Consider the following 20,501-nt stretch of genomic DNA (forward strand, 5'->3'; position numbering starts at 1 on the left):
GAATGCGCAGGAGTCCTCTTTTTGATTCAAATCATGACCAGTGAATTCATCCTATTCCTCTAGGAAGACCAATCCGATAAAATCCTCCGGCTCAATACGACCGAAATAATGCTTCAAATCGAGATCAGCTAATGCTTCTCTAACCTCAGCCTCGTCATAACGTTTGCCACGAAGTGCATTTTCAACATCTACTACGTCACCGACTCCGAAGAAGTCACCATAGATTTTGATGTCTTTAATGAGGGAATCTTCAATATCCATCCGAATATCAATAATTCCGGCAGGGAATTTGCGCGTGTGCTTAACGTTGCTTTTTGGTGACAGACCGTAGTTCCAGTCCCAGTTCTGGTAGTGCTCCTTGGAGATCTCGTTAATTTTGTCCCAGTCGGCTTGTTGCAGCTTGTACTGAGGAACCTCAGAAGAATCCATGCCAAAGATCGAACGCAGCAGGCCGGCGCGGAACTCCTCGATCGTCATATCTGTACCCAGCAGCTCTTTGATATTCGCTACACGACTGCGTACGGATTTGGTGCTCTTTGATTTAAACTTCTCTGGATTCACTTTTAGAGAGGCTTGTACATCATCTAAATTAAGATTGAACATCAAGGTACCATGGCTGAACATACGTCCGCGTGTGGAGAACTGAGCGTTACCGGAAATCTTTTGCTCACCAACTTGCAGATCATTCCTTCCGCTTAGCTCGGCGTTAACGCCCATGCTTTGCAGGTAATCGATGACCGGTTGGGTGAATTTCAAAAAGTTATGAAAGGATTGGCCGTCATCCTTGGTAATAAAGCTGAAGTTCAAATTTCCAAGATCGTGATAAACAGCTCCACCGCCGGATAGACGACGTACGACCTGAATATTATTATCTTTTACATACTCTTGGTTAATTTCTTCGATAGTATTCTGATGTTTCCCGATGATGATGGATGGGCTGTTGATATAAAAAAGCAGGTAACTCTCGTCCATCGGCAAGTGCTTCAGCGCATATTCCTCAATCGCCAAATTGATGGATGCGTCAGTAATCCCTGTGTTATCAATAAAAAGCATAGTGAATTCCTCCGTCGCAGCAAAATTGATTACAACCTTCATTTTAAACCAAAAGCGGTTTTTTAACAAAAGAGATCACATCTTTGAGATTCATGTCGGTTTGGGGGAAGCAGGGGATTTAGCTGGTTCCTTCTGCGAAAGCATTGACGTTCTTCCGGCAAAGAGTCAATAATGGTGGCAATGACATACATATCGTGCTAGAGAAAGTAGATAGAGGGAGTGTAATTATGCTTGAAAAATATGGACATGGCGGTGATTTGCTGACGGCAGCGGAGCTCTATGGAGAAGCTGGGGGCACATTTCTCGACTATAGTGCCAACATCAATCCACTCGGTCCTCCACCGGAAGTTTTGGAGCTGCTTAGAACAGCACTGTCAACGGTGGTTACATATCCGGACCCTGGACACCGACGCTTTAAACAACTACTGGCGGAAAATCTTGGCGTAGATAGTGGCTGGTTAACCGTGGGTAACGGAGCAGCGGAATCTATGGCTTTGCTGCTGTTGGCGATAGCTCCGCAAAAGGTTGGCATCGTGGAACCTTGTTTCTCTGAGTATAGGCAGCTTTCCGGGCAATTTGGTGCTGAAGTATTGTCGGTCCAGGGGACTAGGGAACAGCATTTTCGCGCTGGAGTGGAGGAGATTGCCGGGCTGCTGGAACAGGTGGAGCTGTTATTTCTCGGACAGCCGAATAATCCCAATGGAGTTCAGTATGCTGTGGAGGAACTGCGCTTGTTAGCGCAGAAGGCTGAAAGCTGCGGGACTTATTTGGCTGTGGATGAAGCTTTTATTGACTTTATCCCGGAGTCAGAGCGAAATACACTCCTGCCGGAGCTGGAGCAGTTTCCGCATACGGTTCTGGTGCGGTCGATGACGAAGTTTTATGCGATTCCCGGACTGCGTCTCGGGTTTGCGATTTCGCATCCGAAGCTGGCGAAGGCGATGAGCGGAAAGCAGGTCACCTGGAGTGTGAACGGCTTGGCGCTGCTGGCAGGGGAAGCCTGCCTTACAAGCGGACGTGACTATGAACAGCGCACGCGTGAGCTTATTGCAGCAGAACGCGAAACGCTGCGGCAGGGTCTAGTGCAGCTGGGTTGCGATGTCCCACCGGGAGAAGCCAATTTTCTGCTCTGTGGCTTGCCGTCACCGTGGAGTGCGGCTGAGCTGCAGACTAGGCTTGGCCGCGTAGGTATACTTGTGCGCAGCTGCGCTATGTATGCAGGGTTAGGTTCAGGGCATATTCGAGTTGCTGTTAAGGGACATGAGGATAATGCCCGCCTTTTGCTGCAGATGGCGGAGATTCTAGCGACTAAGTGACAGGTGCACGTATTCCTTAATGATGTGCGGAGGGAGCTGACAGCGCTATTGGCGGGGCATCCTTTCGAGGATGGTTGTAAGTATTCAATGAAAGAAATGAGCGGTGAAAGGAGCGGGATCGGCTATGGTGGAAGTGAAGATTCCATTTAATCTTGCAGGGGGAATCAGGGAGTATCATCCGGCCGTCTGGCCAGGGCTTGCTCTGCAGTGGAAGGATAAGCATCTGCTGCTGGAGCTGCCAGCAGCAGCGGATGGTTTATCGAGCGCGTTCTACGGCGGAGGAATGAACCGGCTGCAGCGGGCGGTTAATTTATATGTAGATCGCAATTACGAATGTAGTGATCCTGTCCAGGATATGGAGAATAAGCTGCGCGATTGGGGTTATCCTTTATCCGGCTGTGCCGGTCTGATGACGGCTGTACCGCTAGAGCATGCAGCGGTAGCTGAAGAGGACACGGGTTCAGCGGGGATTTTTGTTTGCGTTACAGCCGCCGCAGGAAATGCTGCGCGCTCAGGCGTGGAACGCAATGTATTGGCTGTGTATCGGCCGGGTACGATTAACATCATGCTCTGCATTGATGGCCGCCTGACACCGGCGGCCATGGTCAATGCTGTGCAGACAGCTGTCGAAGCCAAAGCTGCTGCGCTGGCAGATCTCGGGATTACCGATCCGGAGAATGGCCTAATCGCAACCGGCACAACTACGGATGCTATTGTACTCGCTGTGAGCCAAAGCGGGAGATACAGCGCCGAGCATGTCTACGCCGGAACAGCAACCGATCTCGGAGGCGCTATCGGCCGGCTTATATATAGCGCTGTGACGGGCAGCCTGCTGTCGGTGCAGGCAAGGAAGGACAGCTAATGACAATGGATAGCTGGAGAAGTAGAAGATTGTTCAGAGGTGATTGCCTGTGACAATCGCTTTGGTGTTGCTTGCGGCTTATGTGATTGACCGGATCGTAGGTGATCCGCGTAACCTGCCTCATCCCGTAATTGGTATGGGCAAAGCAATTACGGCTCTGGAGTGGGCGATCCGTCGTTTATGGTCCCGCCCGCAAAGCCTGCGCAGAGCTGGGGTGTTACTTCCGCTATGTGTGGCGGGCGGTGCTTGGGCACTGACAGCCATCCTGCTATGGCTGCTGTCATATATCTCACCTTGGCTCGTCTGGATAGCCGAGGTTTGGTTGATTTCAACCACGATTGCCTCCAAGGGACTAAAAGATGCAGGAATGGCGGTGTACGTGGAATTGCAGAAGGGCGATCTCCCTGCTGCCCGCAAGGCTTTGGGGATGATCGTGGGACGTGATACGACTTCGCTAGACGCCCCTGAAATTGTCCGTGGAACGGTGGAGACCGTAGCAGAGAATATTGTCGATGCGATTATTTCTCCACTTTTCTACGCGCTGATTGGCGGTGCGCCGCTTGCTATGGCTTATCGGGCGGTCAATACACTCGATTCAATGGTTGGTTATAAGAACGATAAATACCGTGATCTCGGCTGGGCATCTGCCCGGCTCGATGATGTTGCTAACTTCATCCCGGCACGGATTACGGCATTACTTTTGGCTCTATGTGCAGGGATGCTTCGTCTGGATTGGCGTAGTTGCCTGCAAATGGTGAAGCGGGATGCACATCTACATCCAAGCCCTAACAGCGGTTATCCAGAATCAGCTGTGGCTGGCGCACTTGGCATCCGACTCGGAGGCGAAAATGTGTATCATGGCGTCGCTTCTTTTCGGGCTTATATGGGTGATCCGGTACGTACGATGGAACCAAATGATATTATCCAGACCTCGCGGATGATGATGCTCTGCTCTTCAATATTTGTAGGTCTATGCGCGGTTGCGGCATGGATATGGATTGGAGGCTGAGCGTCGGTATGGCAATTCCCTCTATAGAGCTTGAGCTAGTGCTTATCCGACACGGGCAGACGAAATGGAATGTTGAGCATCGTTACCTGGGACATACGGATCTTCCATTGCTTCCTGACGCAAGTGAGCGGCTATCCCAACTTCAGCAGCAGATCTGCATGCAGGCTGAGTTATCAGGTGGTTTTTGGCGTGTGTTCTGTAGCGATTTGCTAAGATGTCAGGAGACCTTGGCTTTCGTAGCACCTTCACTAGAGCAGGACGCTATTTACGATCAGCGGCTTCGTGAAATGAACTTCGGAGCTTGGGAAGGCTGCACCTATGAGCAGTTGAAAGATAACTCTCTATATAGACATTGGATTGATGATCCTTCAAAGGTTACACCGCCAGAAGGAGAATCGTGGACAGAATTCGATGCACGGTTGCGTAGTTTCCTGTTAGATCTAGGTCAAGCTGCTATGGCTGCATTTGGATGCTGTGCTATCAAGGAGAAAAAAAGTGAGGTTACATCGAATAGAGTAATGGTAGTGACGCATGGGGGGGTAATCAGGAATTTACTTGCACAGTTAGTTCCTGACCTCACATTCTACAGTGCAGTGGCTCCTTCTCCAGGGAATGTAATGGTACTAAAAATACTCTGGCAGCATGGACAATGGTCAGCTGATAAAGCTGATATTGTGGAAAAAGGATGATTACATGAAAAAAGGGTTCCACATCATTAGGAAAACCTAATAGGTGGAACCCTTTATGTTTGAACTATCGTTTGCTGTCAGCAGAATAACGTGGTTAATTAGAGGTTAGGTAACCATTCCGTATAGGTATCTGCACGTGATTGTAATTCATTATACAGCATGCTGGCATGGTAACCGTCGCACACAGCATGGTGGAATTGCCCCGAGATGGGTAATAGTATTTTTTTGTCTTGCTGAAAATATTTCCCTATCGTAAAGATGGGAAGTAGGTAGGTTCCCTCGTTATACACGTTCAGGTTAAAGCTCGTGAAGCTGACCCACGGAATGCTGGAAATAGGGAAGGTGTTCGATGGTTCGTTTGCTTTAGCGATAAATTGTTTCACACTTCCGTACATTTTCATATCATCGAGATAACGGTTATAGAAATCATTAAACTGTTCACCGTACGAAGTCCAGATGCTTGAGAAAGTTTTATCATCATCATGGAAAATTGTAAAACTAGGTGACAAGCTATCCCAATAACCTAATCTACCTTCAGAATCAAAACATGTGCGGAATTCACTATGACGGTTCACCACCGTAGTTATCATGTGGATTAGTGCTGGGTACAGCTTAATTCCCTTATGCTTAAGCTCTGACAGTAGAAGGGTGATATCAATATTTACGGTCATGCTATAGGTGCATCTGACATTGTTTAAATAATGTTCAAAATAGGGTTTTCTACTCCAGTTATCAATGACAATCGGGTTAAAAATCATTTATTATGACCTCCTAAAATTATTTCGTTTTTCATTTTAGGAGGTCTGCTGGACTGATTTCACCATATCCTTATCACTATCCCTTGAGAAAGTATTTTGTAACGATGAGTATACCATCAATTGGAAGGGAGATGCATTTATAATGCTGAGCGAAAAGTTAGTTATTGAAAAATTGCTTCAGCAAAAGCGTACGAGTGTTGCTTCCATCGTAGTGATGATGTGCGGTGTAGCGGGGTCGGGTAAAACAACTTTTGCTAAAAAGCTGGAGAAAGAGGGATTCGCCAGACTTTCGATAGATGAAGATATTTGGGCCACGCACGGCCGTTTCGGGGTGGATTATCCAGAGCAGAATTATGAGTTCTATAAAGAAGAGTCGGAGATAAAACTGCGGGGGGAGCTGGTGAATCTGCTTCAGGCAAAACATCATGTTGTCATCGATTTCAGCTTCTGGCAACGTCAGAGACGGAACGATTACAAGCAACTTATTGAGGATTATGCTGGCGTGTGGGAACTGATTCACTTAAAGGTTCAGCCGGATGAATTACGTCAGAGACTGCTTATCCGGAGTGAACGTTTTGACGCCAATGCCGCATTTCCGATTACTGAGGACATATTAACCCGGTTTTTAAATGGTTTTGAGATCCCTGCTGGAGAAGGGGAGCTTGTGATCGAAGCATAGATCTGTAACTTGATTTTTGGGCATTTGTCCCCTCATAGAACCACAGCCGGATTAAAATCCCATGGCTGTGGTTCTTTTTTTAAGCGAGTGATTGTGCCATGATAGTCATGGGGGCGATTGAGAGATGTTTAAGGATTTTAAGCTCATAGCCGGACGGCCGGTGTATATACAAATTAAAGACTATATGAAGCACTTAATCATAAAAGGCGGTCTGCAAGGCAATCAAAAGCTGCCCTCCACACGAGAGCTCAGCACATTGCTTAAGGTTAGCCGCAACTCCGTAATCTCTGCTTATGCAGGGCTTGAGGATGATGGCTTTGCTTATGCCGTGCAAGGGCAAGGAAGTTATGTTGCAGCTACGCCGCCCGGCAGTGAAACGATCTCTTCCTGGACGATGGACTGGAAGTCACGTCTCAATGATCGCGCGGTGCTGGCGGAGGAACTGGATATCATGAAGCGCGGGATTCGAGCGGAGAAGGGGACGATCTCCTTCACCAGCATAGCGCCTGATGAGAGTCTTTTTGATCTGGATAATGTGAAGCGGTCCTTTATGGATCGGATGTCGGTAGAAGGCAACGTTCTGCTAAATTACGGCTATGCCAAAGGGTATAAGCCTTTAATAGACTATTTGAAGCAGTATATGGAGCACAAGGGCGTTGAAATGAGGGGCAAGGATATATTGATCACCAATGGTTTTACAGAGGGGTTCGATATTGTATTGTCTGCTCTGAGTAAAAAAAATGGTTCGGTCATTTGTGAGAATCCGACGCATCATACAGCGATCAAAAATTTGAAGCTGAACGGTTTTGAGATCACCGGGATTTCGATGGAGCGTGATGGGATTGATTTGGCGGAGCTGGAGAAAGCATTGCAACAGCAAGCTTTTGACTGTGCATACTTCGTCCCTTCTTACCATAATCCGACCGGAATTGTAATGTCTCCAGAGAAAAGACAGCGGCTAATGAAGCTGATGAATCGCTACCAAGTCCCGGTGATTGAGGATGGTTTTAACGAGGAATTACGATATTCGGGCTCACATGTGGCTCCACTTATCGCAGCAGCAGGCAGCGGCAACAGCGTGATTTATCTCGGCAGCTTCTCCAAGGTATTATTTCCGGGACTACGTGTAGGTTGGGTGCTGGCGGATCAGGAGTTGATTAATTCCCTCGAAAGCGTCAAGCGCGCCCGTACCATTCACACCTCGACGCTGGATCAATCCATTTTATATCAGTATTTATTGGGTGGCCATTTAGAGAAATATTTGAAAAAAGCCAGAGCGGAATACAAACGAAAGTATGAATTAACCCTGCAATGCTGCAAGGATTTTATTCCTTATACGGCGCTGTCAGGGGACGGTGGCCTGCATCTTTTTGTAACCTTCGCGGAGGGCTTTAATACAAGGACGCTGTTGGCGGCCTGTCATGAGCAAGGGGTTATTTTTACAGCAGGAGATATATTCTTCACAGACGGTAAAGGGCAAAATACGATACGGATCGGTTTCTCCAGAGTGACGGATGAGGATATCCGCAAGGGGATCGAGGTTATTGGCAGAACAGCTCGACAACTAATGGGATAAAGAGGTGCTTGAGATGAAAGTAGGCGTAATTATGGGCGGGGTATCCTCAGAGTATGAGGTATCCATGAATAGCGGTAGAGAAATATTGAAGAATCTAGACCCCAATAAATATGAAATTATTCCAATTGTGATCACCAAGCGTGAGGAGCTTATTGAGCAGGCAAAAGGGATCGATATCGCACTGCTTGCACTTCATGGAGCTTACGGCGAGGATGGTACGGTTCAGGGAACGCTGGAGACGATGGGGATTCCGTATACGGGCAGCGGGGTTTTGTCTAGCAGCATTTGCATGGATAAAGATCTCTCCAAAAAGCTTATGCGCTGCGCAGGCGTCAACACAGCAGATTGGCTATGCTGGGACAGCATGAAGGATTATTCGGCTGAAGCGGTGGAACGGCTCGGATATCCGGTTATGGTGAAGCCATGTTCAGGCGGCTCGAGTATCGGAATGGAAAAAGTGAGCAGCAGCGAGGAGCTGTTGTGCGCAGTGCAGAAGGCTTTTGCCTGTGATCAGGCGATTTTGATTGAAAGCTACATTCAAGGCCAAGAAATCACCTGTTCTATTCTAAACGGAGAGCTGCTGCCTATTCTGGGAATTACCTCAGCAAATGCCGAGTGGTTCGATTACAGTGCTAAGTACGAAGAAGGCGGAGCAGATGAACGGGTCATTGAATTGCCTACTGAAGTGCATGAGCGGGTACGCGAGGCTGCCTTGAGCTGTTATAAAGCACTAAAATGTAGCGTGTATGCACGGGTTGATATGCTGCTTAAAGAGGGTATTCCTTATGTGCTGGAGGTGAATACGTTACCAGGCATGACGAAGGCCAGTCTTTTACCCAAAAGCGCGCAAGCGGCAGGCTACACCTTCAGCGGACTACTGGACGAAATCATCTCCCTTTCCCTAACGGAAAAGAGTGCAAAAGAAGAGGTGTACAGCCATGCATAATGAATGGATTGCTCCACGAGTGCGGGAGATTGCGCCATCGGGGATTCGGGCTTTTTTTGACCTAAGTACGGGGAATCAGGATATTATATCGCTGGGTGTAGGGGAACCAGATTTCGTTACACCGGAGCATGTAAGAGCTGCCTGTATTCGTGCCTTGAACAATGGGGAAACGATGTATACGCCAAATTCCGGTTTACTGGAGCTTAGAGAGGAGATCGCTTCTTATCTGCACACAAGTTTCAAGCTTCGCTATGAGCCAAACGATGAGATTATGGTTACGGTGGGAAGCAGCGAGGCTGTGGACTTGGCATTACGAGCTTTCATTACACCTGGGGATGAGATTATCGTCCCTTCTCCGAGCTATATCGCATATTCGCCGATTACCCATTTGAACGGGGGGGTTACGGTGGAGGTAGAATCTTCGGCCGAGCAGGGGTTTAAGCTTACTGCTGAAGCGTTACGGAAGGTGATTACCCCGCGTTCCAAGCTTCTTATGGTGAATTTTCCGACTAATCCTACAGGTGCAGTAATGACTTATGAAGACTGGCTGCCTATTGCACAGATTGTAAAAGAGAATAACCTACTGGTCATTTCAGATGAAATTTATGCCGAGCTTACGTATGACAGTCAGCATGTCAGCATCGCCTCTCTTCCCGGGATGCTGGAAAGGACGATTGTGATTAGCGGCTTCTCCAAAGCTTTTGCAATGACTGGCTGGAGAGTTGGTTATGCTTGTGGCGATCGAGAATTAATTGCTGCGATGCTAAAAATCCATCAATACACTGCGATGTGTGCCCCGGTGCTCGGTCAAATTGCTGCGATTGAATCATTGCGCAACGGAATGCAGCATAAGGAACACATGAAGCAATGCTTCGATGAGCGGAGAAAGCTGCTGGTTAGTGGATTTCGATCCATCGGACTACCTTGCCACGAACCGGCGGGCGCTTTTTATGCCTTTCCTTCCATCGCTCATACCGGAATGAAATCAGAAGACTTCGCTTTGCAGCTGCTCAGGGAGGTCGGTGTCGCTGCGGTTCCGGGTCATGTGTTTGGAGCAGGCGGAGAGGGGTATATCCGCTGCTCCTATGCCGCTTCCTTACAAAAATTGACGGAGGCGCTGGAGAGAATCGAAGATTTTATGAAAGTGAAGTTGTAATTCTAGAAGTCCCCCTCTATCATAGATGGGGGCTTTTCTGCGAATATGAGATAGAATAGGTTATACGGATACATTTAATAGGAGGTCGTAATTATATGCTTTCAGATATTCAAGACGTAATTAAACAAATCATTCCGGCTGATGATCAGTCCATCCTCAAGGCGGAGCATCGGCTGAACATTCTGACCAAACCTCCGGGCAGTTTGGGACAATTGGAACCTCTAGCTGTTAAGCTCGCTGGAATTTCGGGTACGGAGCAGCCTAGTTTCACCAAACGAACAGTTGTTGTGATGGCTGCTGATCATGGGGTGTGCTGCGAAGGGGTGAGCGCATTTCCACAGGAAGTCACGCTGCAGATGGCCCATAACTTTCTCAGCGGTGGAGCGGCTGTAAATGTATTGGCACGTCAAGCTGGGGCAGAGGTACAGTTTGTTGATGTTGGCATAAACGGCGATCTTAGTCATGTCGATCTGATTGATCGTAAAGTGCGCCGGGGAACGGATAACATGGCTGTGGGACCTGCGATGAGTCGTGAGGATGCCATGAATGCTCTTCTTGTTGGGATAAGAGTTGCGCAGGAAGCGGTTAAGAACGGAACGGAGATTTTTATAACAGGCGAAATGGGCATTGGGAATACTACGGCTAGTGCTGCCATTCTATGTGCTCTCAAAGGAATAGCCCCTGAAGTAGCTGTGGGACGAGGAACGGGAATTGATGATGAACGTTTACTACATAAAATTGCAGTGGTGGAACGCGCCTTAAAGGTAAATCAACCGAATTCAGCAGATCCGTTGGATGTATTATCTAAAGTTGGCGGACTGGAAATCGCTGGCTTGGCGGGACTGATTCTTGGTGCGGCTGCTAATCGGACACCTATCATTTTGGATGGTTTTATTTCGGGGGCGGCAGCGCTTGTGGCAAAAGCCCTTGCACCTGAATCCATCGCTTATATGATAGCCTCTCATGTATCAGGAGAACGGGGTCATAAGCTAATGCTGGAGCAGCTTGGACTTGAACCGCTGCTTAATCTCGGTCTGCGATTGGGTGAGGGAACAGGGGGAGTATTATGCCTTCATTTAATCGAGGCGATCTGCCGCATTTTGAGCGAAATGGCAACCTTTGAAAGTGCAGGCATCTCTGGAGCTGGTCAACGATGAGCATTCTTGTAACGGGAGGCGCACGTAGCGGTAAAAGTGGTTTTGCAGAAAAATTGATGCATTCACTGGCAGATCAGGCCTTCTATGTAGCAACCGGACAGGCTTTTGACGACGAAATGAAGGAACGGATTGCTCTGCATCAGCATCAACGAATGGAAAGTGGTTACGCTTGGGAGACGCTTGAGGAACCGTATGATTTACCAGATCTGCTAAAGCGATTATCGGGTGAAAAAGCGGTGCTCGTAGATTGTTTAACCTTATGGTTATCCAATGCATTATTGGCCGTGGAAGGTTTTGAAAATAGGCAAGAGCTTGTTGAGAGTGAGATAGCAAGACTTGAAGACAGTGTGCGTTCTTTTCAAGGGACGCTTATTCTGGTCACTAATGAGGTTGGCGACGGGATTGTTCCGGAGTATGCGCTTGGCCGATTGTATCGTGATCTGGCGGGACGAATGAACGCCCTGATCGCTCGGCAATGCGAACAGGTCTTTCTAGTAACTGTTGGAATTCCGATTGAGCTTAAGAGCAGGGAGTATCGTTTATGAGGGAGCGCAGGGATGCGGCCGTAGCTGCCTTTCAGTTCTTATCCCGATTTCCTGTAAAAGGTGATCCGGGATTCTCTCCTGAACTGCTGCGCCGCAGTGTAATCTTCTATCCCATGGTAGGCGCAGCAATTGGGCTGTGTGTAGCTGCTGGAGCAGCCCTGACGGGATTGCTTTTACCTGCTTGGCCAGCTGCTGTGCTCACTCTGATTCTGTGGGTAGGCCTCACTGGCGGGTTGCATCTTGATGGCTGGATGGACAGCGCAGATGGTCTGCTCAGCTATCGGCCACGGGAGCGTGCCTTGGAGATTATGAAGGACAGCCGTGTGGGTGCGATGGGCGTACTCGCCTGCGTGCTGCTCCTGCTGTTTAAAGTTTCTTTGCTGGCAGCTCTAATCGAAGGCTACGCCTACTACGAGCTGCCGCTGCTCTTGGTACCAGCGGTCTGGAGCCGCTGGTATATGGTGCGGGCAATGGTGCGTTATCCCATTGCCCGTGGAGACGAGGGGCTGGCCGCGAACTTCGCCGGCCTTGCTTCCTCGCATGAGCGGCGCGCGCTGGCAGTCGCCGCGCTGCTCTCGCTGGCCGCCGCCGCTGCGCCACTGGCGCTCGGCGCTGGCTTAGCCGCGTGGCCGCTGCATCTGGCGGCAGCTCTGCTGCTGCCGGTCGCGGCCTTGGCCTGCGGCACCGCAGCTGCGCGGCGGATCAGCAGCCGGCTCGGCGGGCTCACCGGCGACGTGTACGGCGCGCTGAACGAGCTGCTGGAGGTTGCGCTGCTGCTAGTTTTATTGCTGCTCCAGCACAATTTAATGTGAGCTCCACGGGTGAATCTTGAGTAATTTGGTGTAGGTGGTACTACGGATGAACCTTGAGTAATTTGGTGTAAGTAGCTCCATGGGTGAACCTTGAATAGTTTGCTGTGGGTAGCACTTCGGATGAACCTTGAGTAATTTGCTGTAGGTAGCTCTACGGGTGAACCTTGAGTACAATTTGTTATGAGTAACCTTTGCGTTTTAAGGAGATTGACAGGGAAGAGGGATGACATGTTATTTGCCATTCTGCTATTTATAATTGCTGGCCTTGCTGAGATCGGTGGCGGATATTTAGTGTGGTTATGGTTGAGAGAATCAAGGCCACTTTGGTACGGCTTAGTGGGGTCCTTGATTCTGATAGCGTATGGGATTATCCCTACGTTGCAGAAATTCCCTTCCTTCGGCAGAGTGTATGCGGCTTACGGCGGGGTGTTTATCGTGCTCGCGGTCTTATGGGGATGGCTTGTAGACAAGAAGACACCAGACGTATATGACTGGGTCGGAGCAGGTATTTGTGTGATCGGTGTATCGGTCATCCTCTGGGCACCGCGACACTAAGTTGAGTGATGTTTGCTTAGCCATAAAAGCTGAATGAAAGCTGAGTAACCTAGTTTTTACTGAGTGAGTAACTTGGCTCCGGACTCAGGGGACCTTATTTGCGAAAAAAGGGTTATTTTGGAGCGTTTTCGGACACCAGAGGCGCTATTTGAACAAAATAGGCTGAGTCTGGGTTGATTATGAGGCCATAGCGTCTCTCGAGTCCGAAAAAGTAACCAAATGGCAGTTTTTCGAGTAATAGCGGCATCTGAGTCCGCAAGCCAGCGGCAAATGGCGTGATGAGTCTAAGCGAGAGCTTCGCGCAAGCTAGTGCATGTAGCTGATTCTATTGCAGTAGGTAGCATCCACGGAGGAACTTAGAGTAATTTGCAGTAGGTAGCATCCACGGAGGAACTTAGAGTAATTTGCAGTAGGTAGCACCACGGATGAACTTTAAGTAATTTGCTGTGAGTAACTTGGCTCCGGACTCAGGAGACCTTATTTGCGAAAAAAGGGTTATTTTGGAGCGTTTTCGGACACCAGAGGCGCTATTTGAACAAAAAAGGCTGAGTCTGGGTTGATTATGAGGCCATAGCGTCTCTCGAGTCCGAAAAAGCCTCCAAATGGCAGTTTTTCGAGTAATAGCGGCATCTGAGTCCGCAAGCCAGCAGCAAATGGCGTGATGAGTCTAAGCGAGAGCTTTGCGCAAGCCTAGCGCATGCAGCCGAGTCTAAGCGAGAGCTTCGCGCAAACTAGTACATGTAGCCGAGTCTAAGCGAGAGCTTCGCGCAAGCCTAGCGCAAGCCTAGCGCATGCACCCTGAGTCTAAGCGAGAGCTCCGCGCAAGCCTAGCGCATGCAGCCGAGTCTAAACGAGACCTCAGCAAGCGCTAGCGAGCCATAAACTAAAAACCCCCCTTCAACACTTTCGTGTGAACGGGGGTTTTTAGTTTACAAGCGTTAAATCTTAAATTGCTGCACAGCTTCTTGGAGTTTCTTGGCTTGCTCATACAGATGTTTTACGGTTTCTGCATGGCCTTCCAGTTCGACGCGCTGCCGCTCTGAGTTAGCAGCGAGTGTGTCCGCACTTTCTTGCGATCTTGATGTAATTTGTGCAGTTTCTTCGACGGAAGCACTGACTTCTTCTGTACTTGCCGAGATTTGCTGTGTAGCCGCAGATACGGATTGGATGCTGTGATTGATGCTTTGGATAAGGATCAAGAGGTGATTAAAGGCATCACCTGCTTCTGCTACCTTGCCGACTCCAGAGGCAACCTCAGAATTCACGTGGTTCATCTCGGTAACGGAGCGGCTCATATCTTCTTGAAGCCCAAGTAGGAAGTCACGGATCTGTTCGTTTGCGTTACGGGATTGTTCAGACAGCTTGCGTACTTCTCCCGCAACAACAGCAAAGCCGCGTCCATGCTCTCCTGCACGTGCAGCTTCGATTGAAGCATTCAGCGACAGCATTTGGATCTGTTTCGTAATTTCAGTAATGCTGTGAACGACTTCTCCGATCATTACTGAACGCTCATTCATGATTTGTAATTGATCCAGCGACTGTAGGGAAGCACGTTCAACCTGGCGCATTTGCAGCACGGCACTTTGGGCAATTTCATTACCGCCACTTGCTTCAGCGGAAGCCTCACTGATTTGCTCCGTGACTTCATTCGCTGCTGAGGCAATACTTTGAATGCCTAAATTGATTTCTTCCATTGCTCTCGAGTTATCTGATGCACTGCTAGCGATAGTCGTACTACCTTTGCCGATTTCTACTACCGATGAGCTGGAGTGATCCGCCATATCATTGAGAATCTCAACACGTTCTTTTAAAGAGTTGGAATCTGCAACGACAGTATTTGAGGTTACCAGTACATGTCCGATCATTTCTTTCAGGCGTTGGGTCATCGCTTGGAAGCTTACGGACAACTGTGCAACTTCGTCATTTCCTTTAACTGATAATTCTTCGGTGAAATCTCCCTCTGCGAGCCGGGCACTATAAGCTGCCAGTTTTGAGATTGGACGTGTTATACGCACACTCATAAACCATGCACCAGTTAGACCGATGATCAACGTCAGAAGTGTGATTCCGGCACTTGTCCATAGAATACTGTCTGTTTTTTCTTGAATGAAGCTTACGTCACTGCTTACACCGATAACCATCGTACTTCCGGGAATACCGATATAAGCTGTTTTATGTATACCATGTGCGTCGCTATATGTATCGCTTAGTCCAGTTTTTCCTTTAGAGGCTTGTTGCATTGCAGAGGATACGGTGACACTTTCTGCCCGTTGCAATTTTGCATCGTGATCTGCGGATAGAATCTCAGCTTCTTTCCCTTTCAGATTGACCAGAAAAATGGTTTCCACTCCATGTTGTTTCCTCTTTTCCTGAAAATAGAACTCGAGATTGGTGGCAGACTGATCGTTCTTATTTAGGGTTTGCTGGGCGTGCATTACGTTGAGATTCTTATATACGTCCTGAGCAGCGGCAGTAAGGATTTTGTTAATCTGTGGCATAACATAGCTGTTGAAGATATTGATGGAGATAAAGTAGAAGCTGGTGCTTAACAAAAGAGACGTGAGCAACAGAACAACAAATAATAAACGCGTGAATTTGCGACTGATCGAATGCTTGATACGAAACATATCGTTCTCTCCTTTTTTTATGGACGGTGAGGTCATTTCTTTTTTTGGTCTTCACTAGATACTCCATGCCAACTGCTGGAAATTGGCGACCCGAGATATATTCCATAGTTATGTCATATTTCTACTAAATGGATCGGGAATAAGGTGTTTGATACTATTCTATAGAATTAACCTCTGGATGAATAGTGAAAGTTTTGTCCTATAGAGCATTTTTTTCTGAAAAAAATGAATTATTGCTGACTATTTTAGATAATTGTCGAAAAAAAAGAACTAGAACTACCAATTTCATATAAAAATATTATTTTTATGGATTGTTAAGCGCTATTGTGATAGAGTATTAATGTTTTGTTCCAAAAATTTAATAATGTAAGCCGCGGTTCGTAACCATCCCGCGTAAACAAAACTAGGAGGAGTTTCAGTAATATGTTTAATTTGTTGTGGGGAGTTTTATTTGTTATTGTCAATTTTGCCTTTTTTCTACTCTGTTACCGCCTGTTCGGGAAAAGTGGAATGTATGCCTGGGTAGGTATTGCTACTGTAATTGCTAACATTCAGGTAGCTAAGACGATTGCTATGCCATTTGATATTGTGATGACACTCGGAAATACGATGTATGTCACTTTGTATATGACCAGCGATTTGCTTAATGAGAAGTACGGAAGAGCGGAAGCACGTAAAGCGGTCTGGTTTGGTTTCTTCACCTTGCTTATGACTACAGTCATTATGCAGATGGTACTAGTATTTAAGCCACAGGAGACCGATATCGCTCAGTCTTCTTTGGAGACGATTTTTGGGCTGATGCCTCGACTAGCTGTGGGTAGTCTTACTGCTTACTTCATTAGTCAGTTCCTAGATGTTCGGTTGTACTCTTGGATTCGTAAATATTACAGCACCTCAAGTCAGCTGTGGATTCGTTCCAACGGCAGTACGATGATTAGCTCCTTTGTGGATACACTTATCTTTTGCACCATTGCGTTTGCGGGCTTGTATGACTGGAATGTATGGCTTGAAATTTTGCTTACAACTTATCTAGCGAAGTTCTTACTAACCGCAGTAAGCACACCTATCTTATATATCGCCCGAACCTTTACTTTTGCTGAAGAGGGTACACCATCGATCGTTCAAAAGAAGGACTAAACAACAATACAGCCAGCGCGTACCGATCATAATCGATGCGTGCTGGCTATTTTTTTAGTTGTAAGATGGACTTAATAGTTACATGAAAATGTGTACATAAAAATAATATAAAGCTAAAATAAGCTATCATAGCAATTCTAGCGGGTTAGTCTAACAGGAGCGCCTGCGATGGCGCTTAACACATATACTTTAGTCTGGGCTGGACTTGCGGGGCAGTCCGATTGAAGAAAATGTATATAATTGGTAGTCACAGAAATTACGAACAGGTGTGATCAAGGATGAATCTAGTAGTTCCTATACTGCGTCATGCAGCACAGCAGCCCGACAGCATTGCCTTAACCCATGACCAAGCAAGTCATACCTATACAACATTAGTAGAAACGATGCGGAGAATCGCGAATGGCTTACAGCAAAAGGGTCTGAGGCATGACAAAATCGCGATTTTGTCTACGAATCGTATTGAATTTGTTGAGGTTTTCTTGGGGGCGATTTATGCGGGCTGTGTTCCCATTCCCTTAGATCCCAAATGGAGTGCTAATGAACTGCAGGTTATTATAGAGCAGTGCCAGCCGACAATGATTTTTGCCGAGCCGGAAGCCGCAAAGAATCTGGTTTTCAAGGATCAAGTAATCCAAACATTGACCTTCTCAAATGAACGAACAGGTTCCTATGATCAGTGGCTGGCTGCCTTGAAGCCGGAGGCTGAGTTGGATGAGACGAATGAATTATTATTTATTGGCTTTACTTCAGGCACAACCGGATTGCCTAAAGGTTATATGCGTACCCATTTATCATGGTTAAAAAGCTTTGAGGTCTCGAATATAGCTTTTGAATTGGAAGCTATGAAGGATGTTTTGGCACCAGGTCCATTTGTGCATTCCCTATCCTTATTCGCCGTAATGCAGAGTCTATATTGTGGAGCAACCTTTCATATCACACAAAAATTTAGTGCCACGCAGGTGTTAGAGCTGTGCCGGCAAATTCCGGGCGTGGTGCTGTTCGTCGTACCAACAATGATCGAATCCATGATGTTGCAGGCTGTACCTGGGCAGATACAGATTGATGCGATTATTAGCTCAGGTGCAAAGTGGTCGGAGTTGTCCAAGAAAAGGGGCATGGAAGTGTTTGGTGGAGCGCGCCTTTATGAATCCTACGGTTCTTCAGAAGCGAGTTATATTAGTTATTTGAATGTTCTGACCGAGCATAATCCGACCTCTGTAGGCAAACCTTATCCCGGGGTGCAAATTTCCATTCGTGATGACCAGTTCCGGGAAGTCCCTCCTGGGGAGATTGGGCAGCTATATGTGCGTAGTGATATGATATTTTTAGGCTACCATCAATTGCCGAATGAGACAGCAGCAGCTTTTAGAGAGGGATGGCTTATTTTAGAAGACTATGTTTATCAGGACGAAGCTGGTTATTTATATATGGCGGGACGTTTGAAGAATAAAATCATATCCGGAGGCCTGAACGTTTATCCAGAAGAAATAGAGAGGGTGCTAGAGTTTCTTCCGGAAATAGATGAAGTGATGGTGCTTGGCGTGCCTGACGATTACTGGGGAGAACAGCTGATAGCCCTCGTGAAGTGGAGCGGAGAGCAGCACTTATCTGTCGACGAAATTAAGAATTATTGCCGCCAGTATTTAGCAAGCTACAAAGCGCCGAAGCAGCTGCTAACCCTGGATGAATTTATCTATACAAGCAGTGGCAAAATTGCCCGGCAAGCGATGAAAGACTATGTGAAAAGAGCGATGGTATGATAGAAGCAGTAATTGTCATGGCAAAACGTACACCGATTGGCAGAATGGGTGGCTTATTAAGTACACTTGAGCCGGAAGCATTACTGGCGCCGCTTATTCAGCATATTGTAGCCGAAACGAACTTGCCTAAAAAACTGATCGATGATGTCATTATTGGGAATGTTGTGGGCCCAGGAGGTAATATTGCCCGGGTAGCTGCGCTTGAAGCGGGGCTGCCTGTTTCGGTTCCGGGAGTCACCGTGGATCGTCAGTGCGGATCTGGGCTAGAGGCAATTAATATAGCAGCAAGACTGATTCAAAGCGGCGCTGGTGAGATTTATTTAGCGGGTGGTGTCGAAAGTACGAGCCGTGCTCCATGGAAAATGGCTAAACCACAGACGTTAATGGGGGTTCCACAGCTGTATACCCGTGCACATTTTACGCCTAGCTCTTACGGTGATCCGGATATGGGAATTGCTGCAGAGAATGTAGCTAGGAAATACGGGATTTCTCGAGAAGAGCAGGATCAATATGCCTTAAAAAGCCATCAAAAGGCGGTTCATGCTCAGCAAAGTGACCGGTTTCAGCAGGAGATAGTACCTCTTCAGGTAGAGGGGCAGTGGGTGAACACCGACGAATGTCCTCGGGCAAATACGAGTCTGGACAAGCTGCAAAAGCTGCCGCCAATTTTTGAAGAAAAGGGTACCGTCACTGCTGGAAATGCCTGTCCTATTAATGATGGCGCAGCGCTTCTATTGATGATGTCTCGTGAGAAATGCCAGCAGCTTAAGCTTACCCCTATTTTGCGGGTCGTGGATGCGCAAGCTGCGGGTGTAGATCCGAACTATTTAGGGATGGGGCCTGTACCAGCTGTGCAAAAGGTGTTAAAACGCCAAAAGCTTACCATTGCCGATTTAGATATTGTAGAGTTTAACGAAGCTTTTGCTTCACAAGTATTGGCATCACTGAACGAGCTTCAAATTCCACAGGAAAAGGTCAATCTTGGCGGGGGGGCATTAGCAATAGGCCATCCATACGGAGCTTCCGGGGCTATTTTAATGACTCGCTTATGTGCTGAAATGCAAAATGCCCCTTACCAACGAGGGCTTGCTACTCTGGGAATCGGCGGTGGGATAGGTCTGGCAACACTCGTGGAGGTTATAGAATGAACAGTGTCCGACATCAGATCCATATGACTGCTGAATGGATTTCGGACTACGCACAGAGTATTGAAGCACCCTTGCAGACGATAAATGGAAAGCTGATCGCTCCTACGACGATGCCTATTATTTTCTGGCAAGACTTCGATATTCCTTGGTTAATCATCGGTGAACCCTTGCTTCACGGCACTCAGAAATTTTCATATCGGGCGCCGATTACGGCGGGGATGATTTTGGATTGTGAATTAGCGTTAACGGGCGAGGTGCAAAAAGAAGGAAGACAGGGTAAACTGACTTTTTACACACATACGCTGGTTTGTAGGTGTGAGGGTGAGCTTATAGTCACCGCAGAAACAGTGTTAATTCGGGTAGGTGATGATCATGATAAAAAAGTGCATAACTGCTGAGGCTATCCGGCAATATGCAGCTGCTTCCCAAGATTTGGCGCCTATACATCTAGATGCAGAGGCCGCAGCTAAGGCTGGTTTGGAGCGACCCATCGCACATGGGATGTATCTTATGGGATTAGCTCAATCCTTGTATATTGCTGAGCACCCTACACAGTGGATCACTCAATATGATATGAAATTTCATAAGCCTATAGAGGTCGATAGTGTCGTGATTTTTGATTTTGCAGCTGACGACTGCTTTGTGAAAGTGATCCTTACAACAGAAGCTGGCGATGTTATTGCTGCGGGAGCTTTTGCAGTGAAAGAGGTGTAGTG

General features: G+C 47.5%; 20 protein-coding genes and 1 riboswitch. Of the genes, 17 read left to right on the forward strand and 3 right to left on the reverse strand.

Annotated elements, in window-relative coordinates; translation table 11 throughout:
• Positions 1–51: 51 nt before the first annotated feature.
• Entirely contained in the window at positions 52–1,053 is a 1,002-nt protein-coding gene (locus NSQ50_RS05910; RefSeq protein WP_036681778.1) for a lipoate--protein ligase, read from the reverse strand.
• Positions 1,054–1,280: 227 nt separating this feature from the next.
• Between NSQ50_RS05910 and NSQ50_RS05915 the strand changes: the two genes are divergently transcribed.
• From NSQ50_RS05915 to NSQ50_RS05930, 4 genes are all read left to right on the forward strand, one after another.
• Positions 1,281–2,369, forward strand: coding sequence for a pyridoxal phosphate-dependent aminotransferase (locus NSQ50_RS05915; RefSeq protein ID WP_038569156.1), 1,089 nt, complete (start codon positions 1,281–1,283; stop codon positions 2,367–2,369).
• Between the two features lie 124 nt (positions 2,370–2,493).
• Entirely contained in the window at positions 2,494–3,231 is a 738-nt protein-coding gene (locus NSQ50_RS05920; protein ID WP_038569158.1) for an adenosylcobinamide amidohydrolase, read from the forward strand.
• A 49-nt stretch (positions 3,232–3,280) separates the two neighbouring features.
• Entirely contained in the window at positions 3,281–4,240 is a 960-nt protein-coding gene (gene cbiB, locus NSQ50_RS05925; protein WP_038569160.1) for an adenosylcobinamide-phosphate synthase CbiB, read from the forward strand.
• Between the two features lie 8 nt (positions 4,241–4,248).
• A complete protein-coding gene (locus NSQ50_RS05930) occupies positions 4,249–4,929 on the forward strand; it encodes a histidine phosphatase family protein (protein WP_052096836.1) in 681 nt (226 codons plus the stop codon).
• A 98-nt stretch (positions 4,930–5,027) separates the two neighbouring features.
• Here the strand turns inward: NSQ50_RS05930 and catA are convergent, their stop codons facing one another.
• Positions 5,028–5,687 (reverse strand): type A chloramphenicol O-acetyltransferase, encoded by a 660-nt coding sequence (gene catA, locus NSQ50_RS05935; protein ID WP_038569162.1) that lies wholly within the window; start codon positions 5,685–5,687, stop codon positions 5,028–5,030.
• 142 nt (positions 5,688–5,829) lie between these two features.
• Between catA and NSQ50_RS05940 the strand changes: the two genes are divergently transcribed.
• The 8 genes from NSQ50_RS05940 (at position 5,830) to NSQ50_RS05975 (ending at position 13,113) form a co-directional block, all read left to right on the forward strand.
• On the forward strand, positions 5,830–6,366 hold the full coding sequence (locus NSQ50_RS05940; RefSeq protein ID WP_036681786.1) for an AAA family ATPase: 537 nt from the start codon (positions 5,830–5,832) through the stop codon (positions 6,364–6,366).
• A 124-nt stretch (positions 6,367–6,490) separates the two neighbouring features.
• On the forward strand, positions 6,491–7,942 hold the full coding sequence (gene pdxR, locus NSQ50_RS05945; protein ID WP_076104824.1) for a MocR-like pyridoxine biosynthesis transcription factor PdxR: 1,452 nt from the start codon (positions 6,491–6,493) through the stop codon (positions 7,940–7,942).
• A gap of 13 nt (positions 7,943–7,955) precedes the next feature.
• Positions 7,956–8,888 carry a D-alanine--D-alanine ligase gene (locus NSQ50_RS05950; protein WP_076224705.1) on the forward strand — a complete coding sequence of 311 codons (933 nt, stop codon included), beginning with the start codon at positions 7,956–7,958 and terminating at the stop codon, positions 8,886–8,888.
• Entirely contained in the window at positions 8,881–10,044 is a 1,164-nt protein-coding gene (locus tag NSQ50_RS05955) for an aminotransferase class I/II-fold pyridoxal phosphate-dependent enzyme (RefSeq protein WP_036681793.1), read from the forward strand. The genes NSQ50_RS05950 and NSQ50_RS05955 overlap by 8 nt, the downstream gene beginning before the upstream one ends.
• Before the next feature lie 95 nt (positions 10,045–10,139).
• Positions 10,140–11,201, forward strand: a complete 1,062-nt coding sequence (gene cobT, locus NSQ50_RS05960; protein WP_076104822.1) for a nicotinate-nucleotide--dimethylbenzimidazole phosphoribosyltransferase — start codon at positions 10,140–10,142, stop codon at positions 11,199–11,201.
• The gene (gene cobU, locus NSQ50_RS05965) at positions 11,198–11,746 is read left to right on the forward strand and encodes a bifunctional adenosylcobinamide kinase/adenosylcobinamide-phosphate guanylyltransferase (RefSeq protein WP_076224707.1); all 549 of its coding nucleotides are present in this window, start codon (positions 11,198–11,200) and stop codon (positions 11,744–11,746) included. Before cobT ends, cobU begins: the two co-directional genes overlap by 4 nt.
• Positions 11,743–12,558: an adenosylcobinamide-GDP ribazoletransferase gene (gene cobS, locus NSQ50_RS05970; RefSeq protein WP_076224709.1), complete on the forward strand. Its 816-nt coding sequence runs from the start codon at positions 11,743–11,745 to the stop codon at positions 12,556–12,558. The genes cobU and cobS overlap by 4 nt, the downstream gene beginning before the upstream one ends.
• A 228-nt stretch (positions 12,559–12,786) precedes the next feature.
• Positions 12,787–13,113, forward strand: coding sequence for a YnfA family protein (locus NSQ50_RS05975; RefSeq protein ID WP_036681801.1), 327 nt, complete (start codon positions 12,787–12,789; stop codon positions 13,111–13,113).
• Between the two features lie 938 nt (positions 13,114–14,051).
• Here the strand turns inward: NSQ50_RS05975 and NSQ50_RS05980 are convergent.
• Complete coding sequence (locus NSQ50_RS05980; protein WP_076224712.1) at positions 14,052–15,740, reverse strand: methyl-accepting chemotaxis protein; 1,689 nt, start codon at positions 15,738–15,740, stop codon at positions 14,052–14,054.
• A gap of 367 nt (positions 15,741–16,107) precedes the next feature.
• Positions 16,108–16,153: riboswitch (PreQ1 riboswitch) on the forward strand.
• A 10-nt stretch (positions 16,154–16,163) separates the two neighbouring features.
• On the opposite strand from NSQ50_RS05980, the gene NSQ50_RS05985 reads away from it, so the two are divergent.
• From NSQ50_RS05985 to NSQ50_RS06005, 5 genes are all read left to right on the forward strand, one after another.
• Positions 16,164–16,877 (forward strand): queuosine precursor transporter, encoded by a 714-nt coding sequence (locus NSQ50_RS05985; protein ID WP_076224714.1) that lies wholly within the window; start codon positions 16,164–16,166, stop codon positions 16,875–16,877.
• Between the two features lie 278 nt (positions 16,878–17,155).
• A complete protein-coding gene (locus tag NSQ50_RS05990; protein ID WP_076224717.1) occupies positions 17,156–18,637 on the forward strand; it encodes an AMP-binding protein in 1,482 nt (493 codons plus the stop codon).
• On the forward strand, positions 18,634–19,785 hold the full coding sequence (locus NSQ50_RS05995; RefSeq protein ID WP_076224720.1) for a thiolase family protein: 1,152 nt from the start codon (positions 18,634–18,636) through the stop codon (positions 19,783–19,785). The genes NSQ50_RS05990 and NSQ50_RS05995 overlap by 4 nt, the downstream gene beginning before the upstream one ends.
• Positions 19,782–20,183, forward strand: a complete 402-nt coding sequence (locus tag NSQ50_RS06000) for an FAS1-like dehydratase domain-containing protein (protein ID WP_076224722.1) — start codon at positions 19,782–19,784, stop codon at positions 20,181–20,183. The genes NSQ50_RS05995 and NSQ50_RS06000 overlap by 4 nt, the downstream gene beginning before the upstream one ends.
• Positions 20,158–20,499, forward strand: a complete 342-nt coding sequence (locus tag NSQ50_RS06005; RefSeq protein WP_052096837.1) for a MaoC family dehydratase — start codon at positions 20,158–20,160, stop codon at positions 20,497–20,499. The genes NSQ50_RS06000 and NSQ50_RS06005 overlap by 26 nt, the downstream gene beginning before the upstream one ends.
• Positions 20,500–20,501 lie beyond the last annotated feature (2 nt).

Source organism: Paenibacillus sp. FSL R10-2788 (assembly GCF_038003885.1).
GTDB lineage: Bacteria > Bacillota > Bacilli > Paenibacillales > Paenibacillaceae > Paenibacillus_AQ > Paenibacillus_AQ odorifer.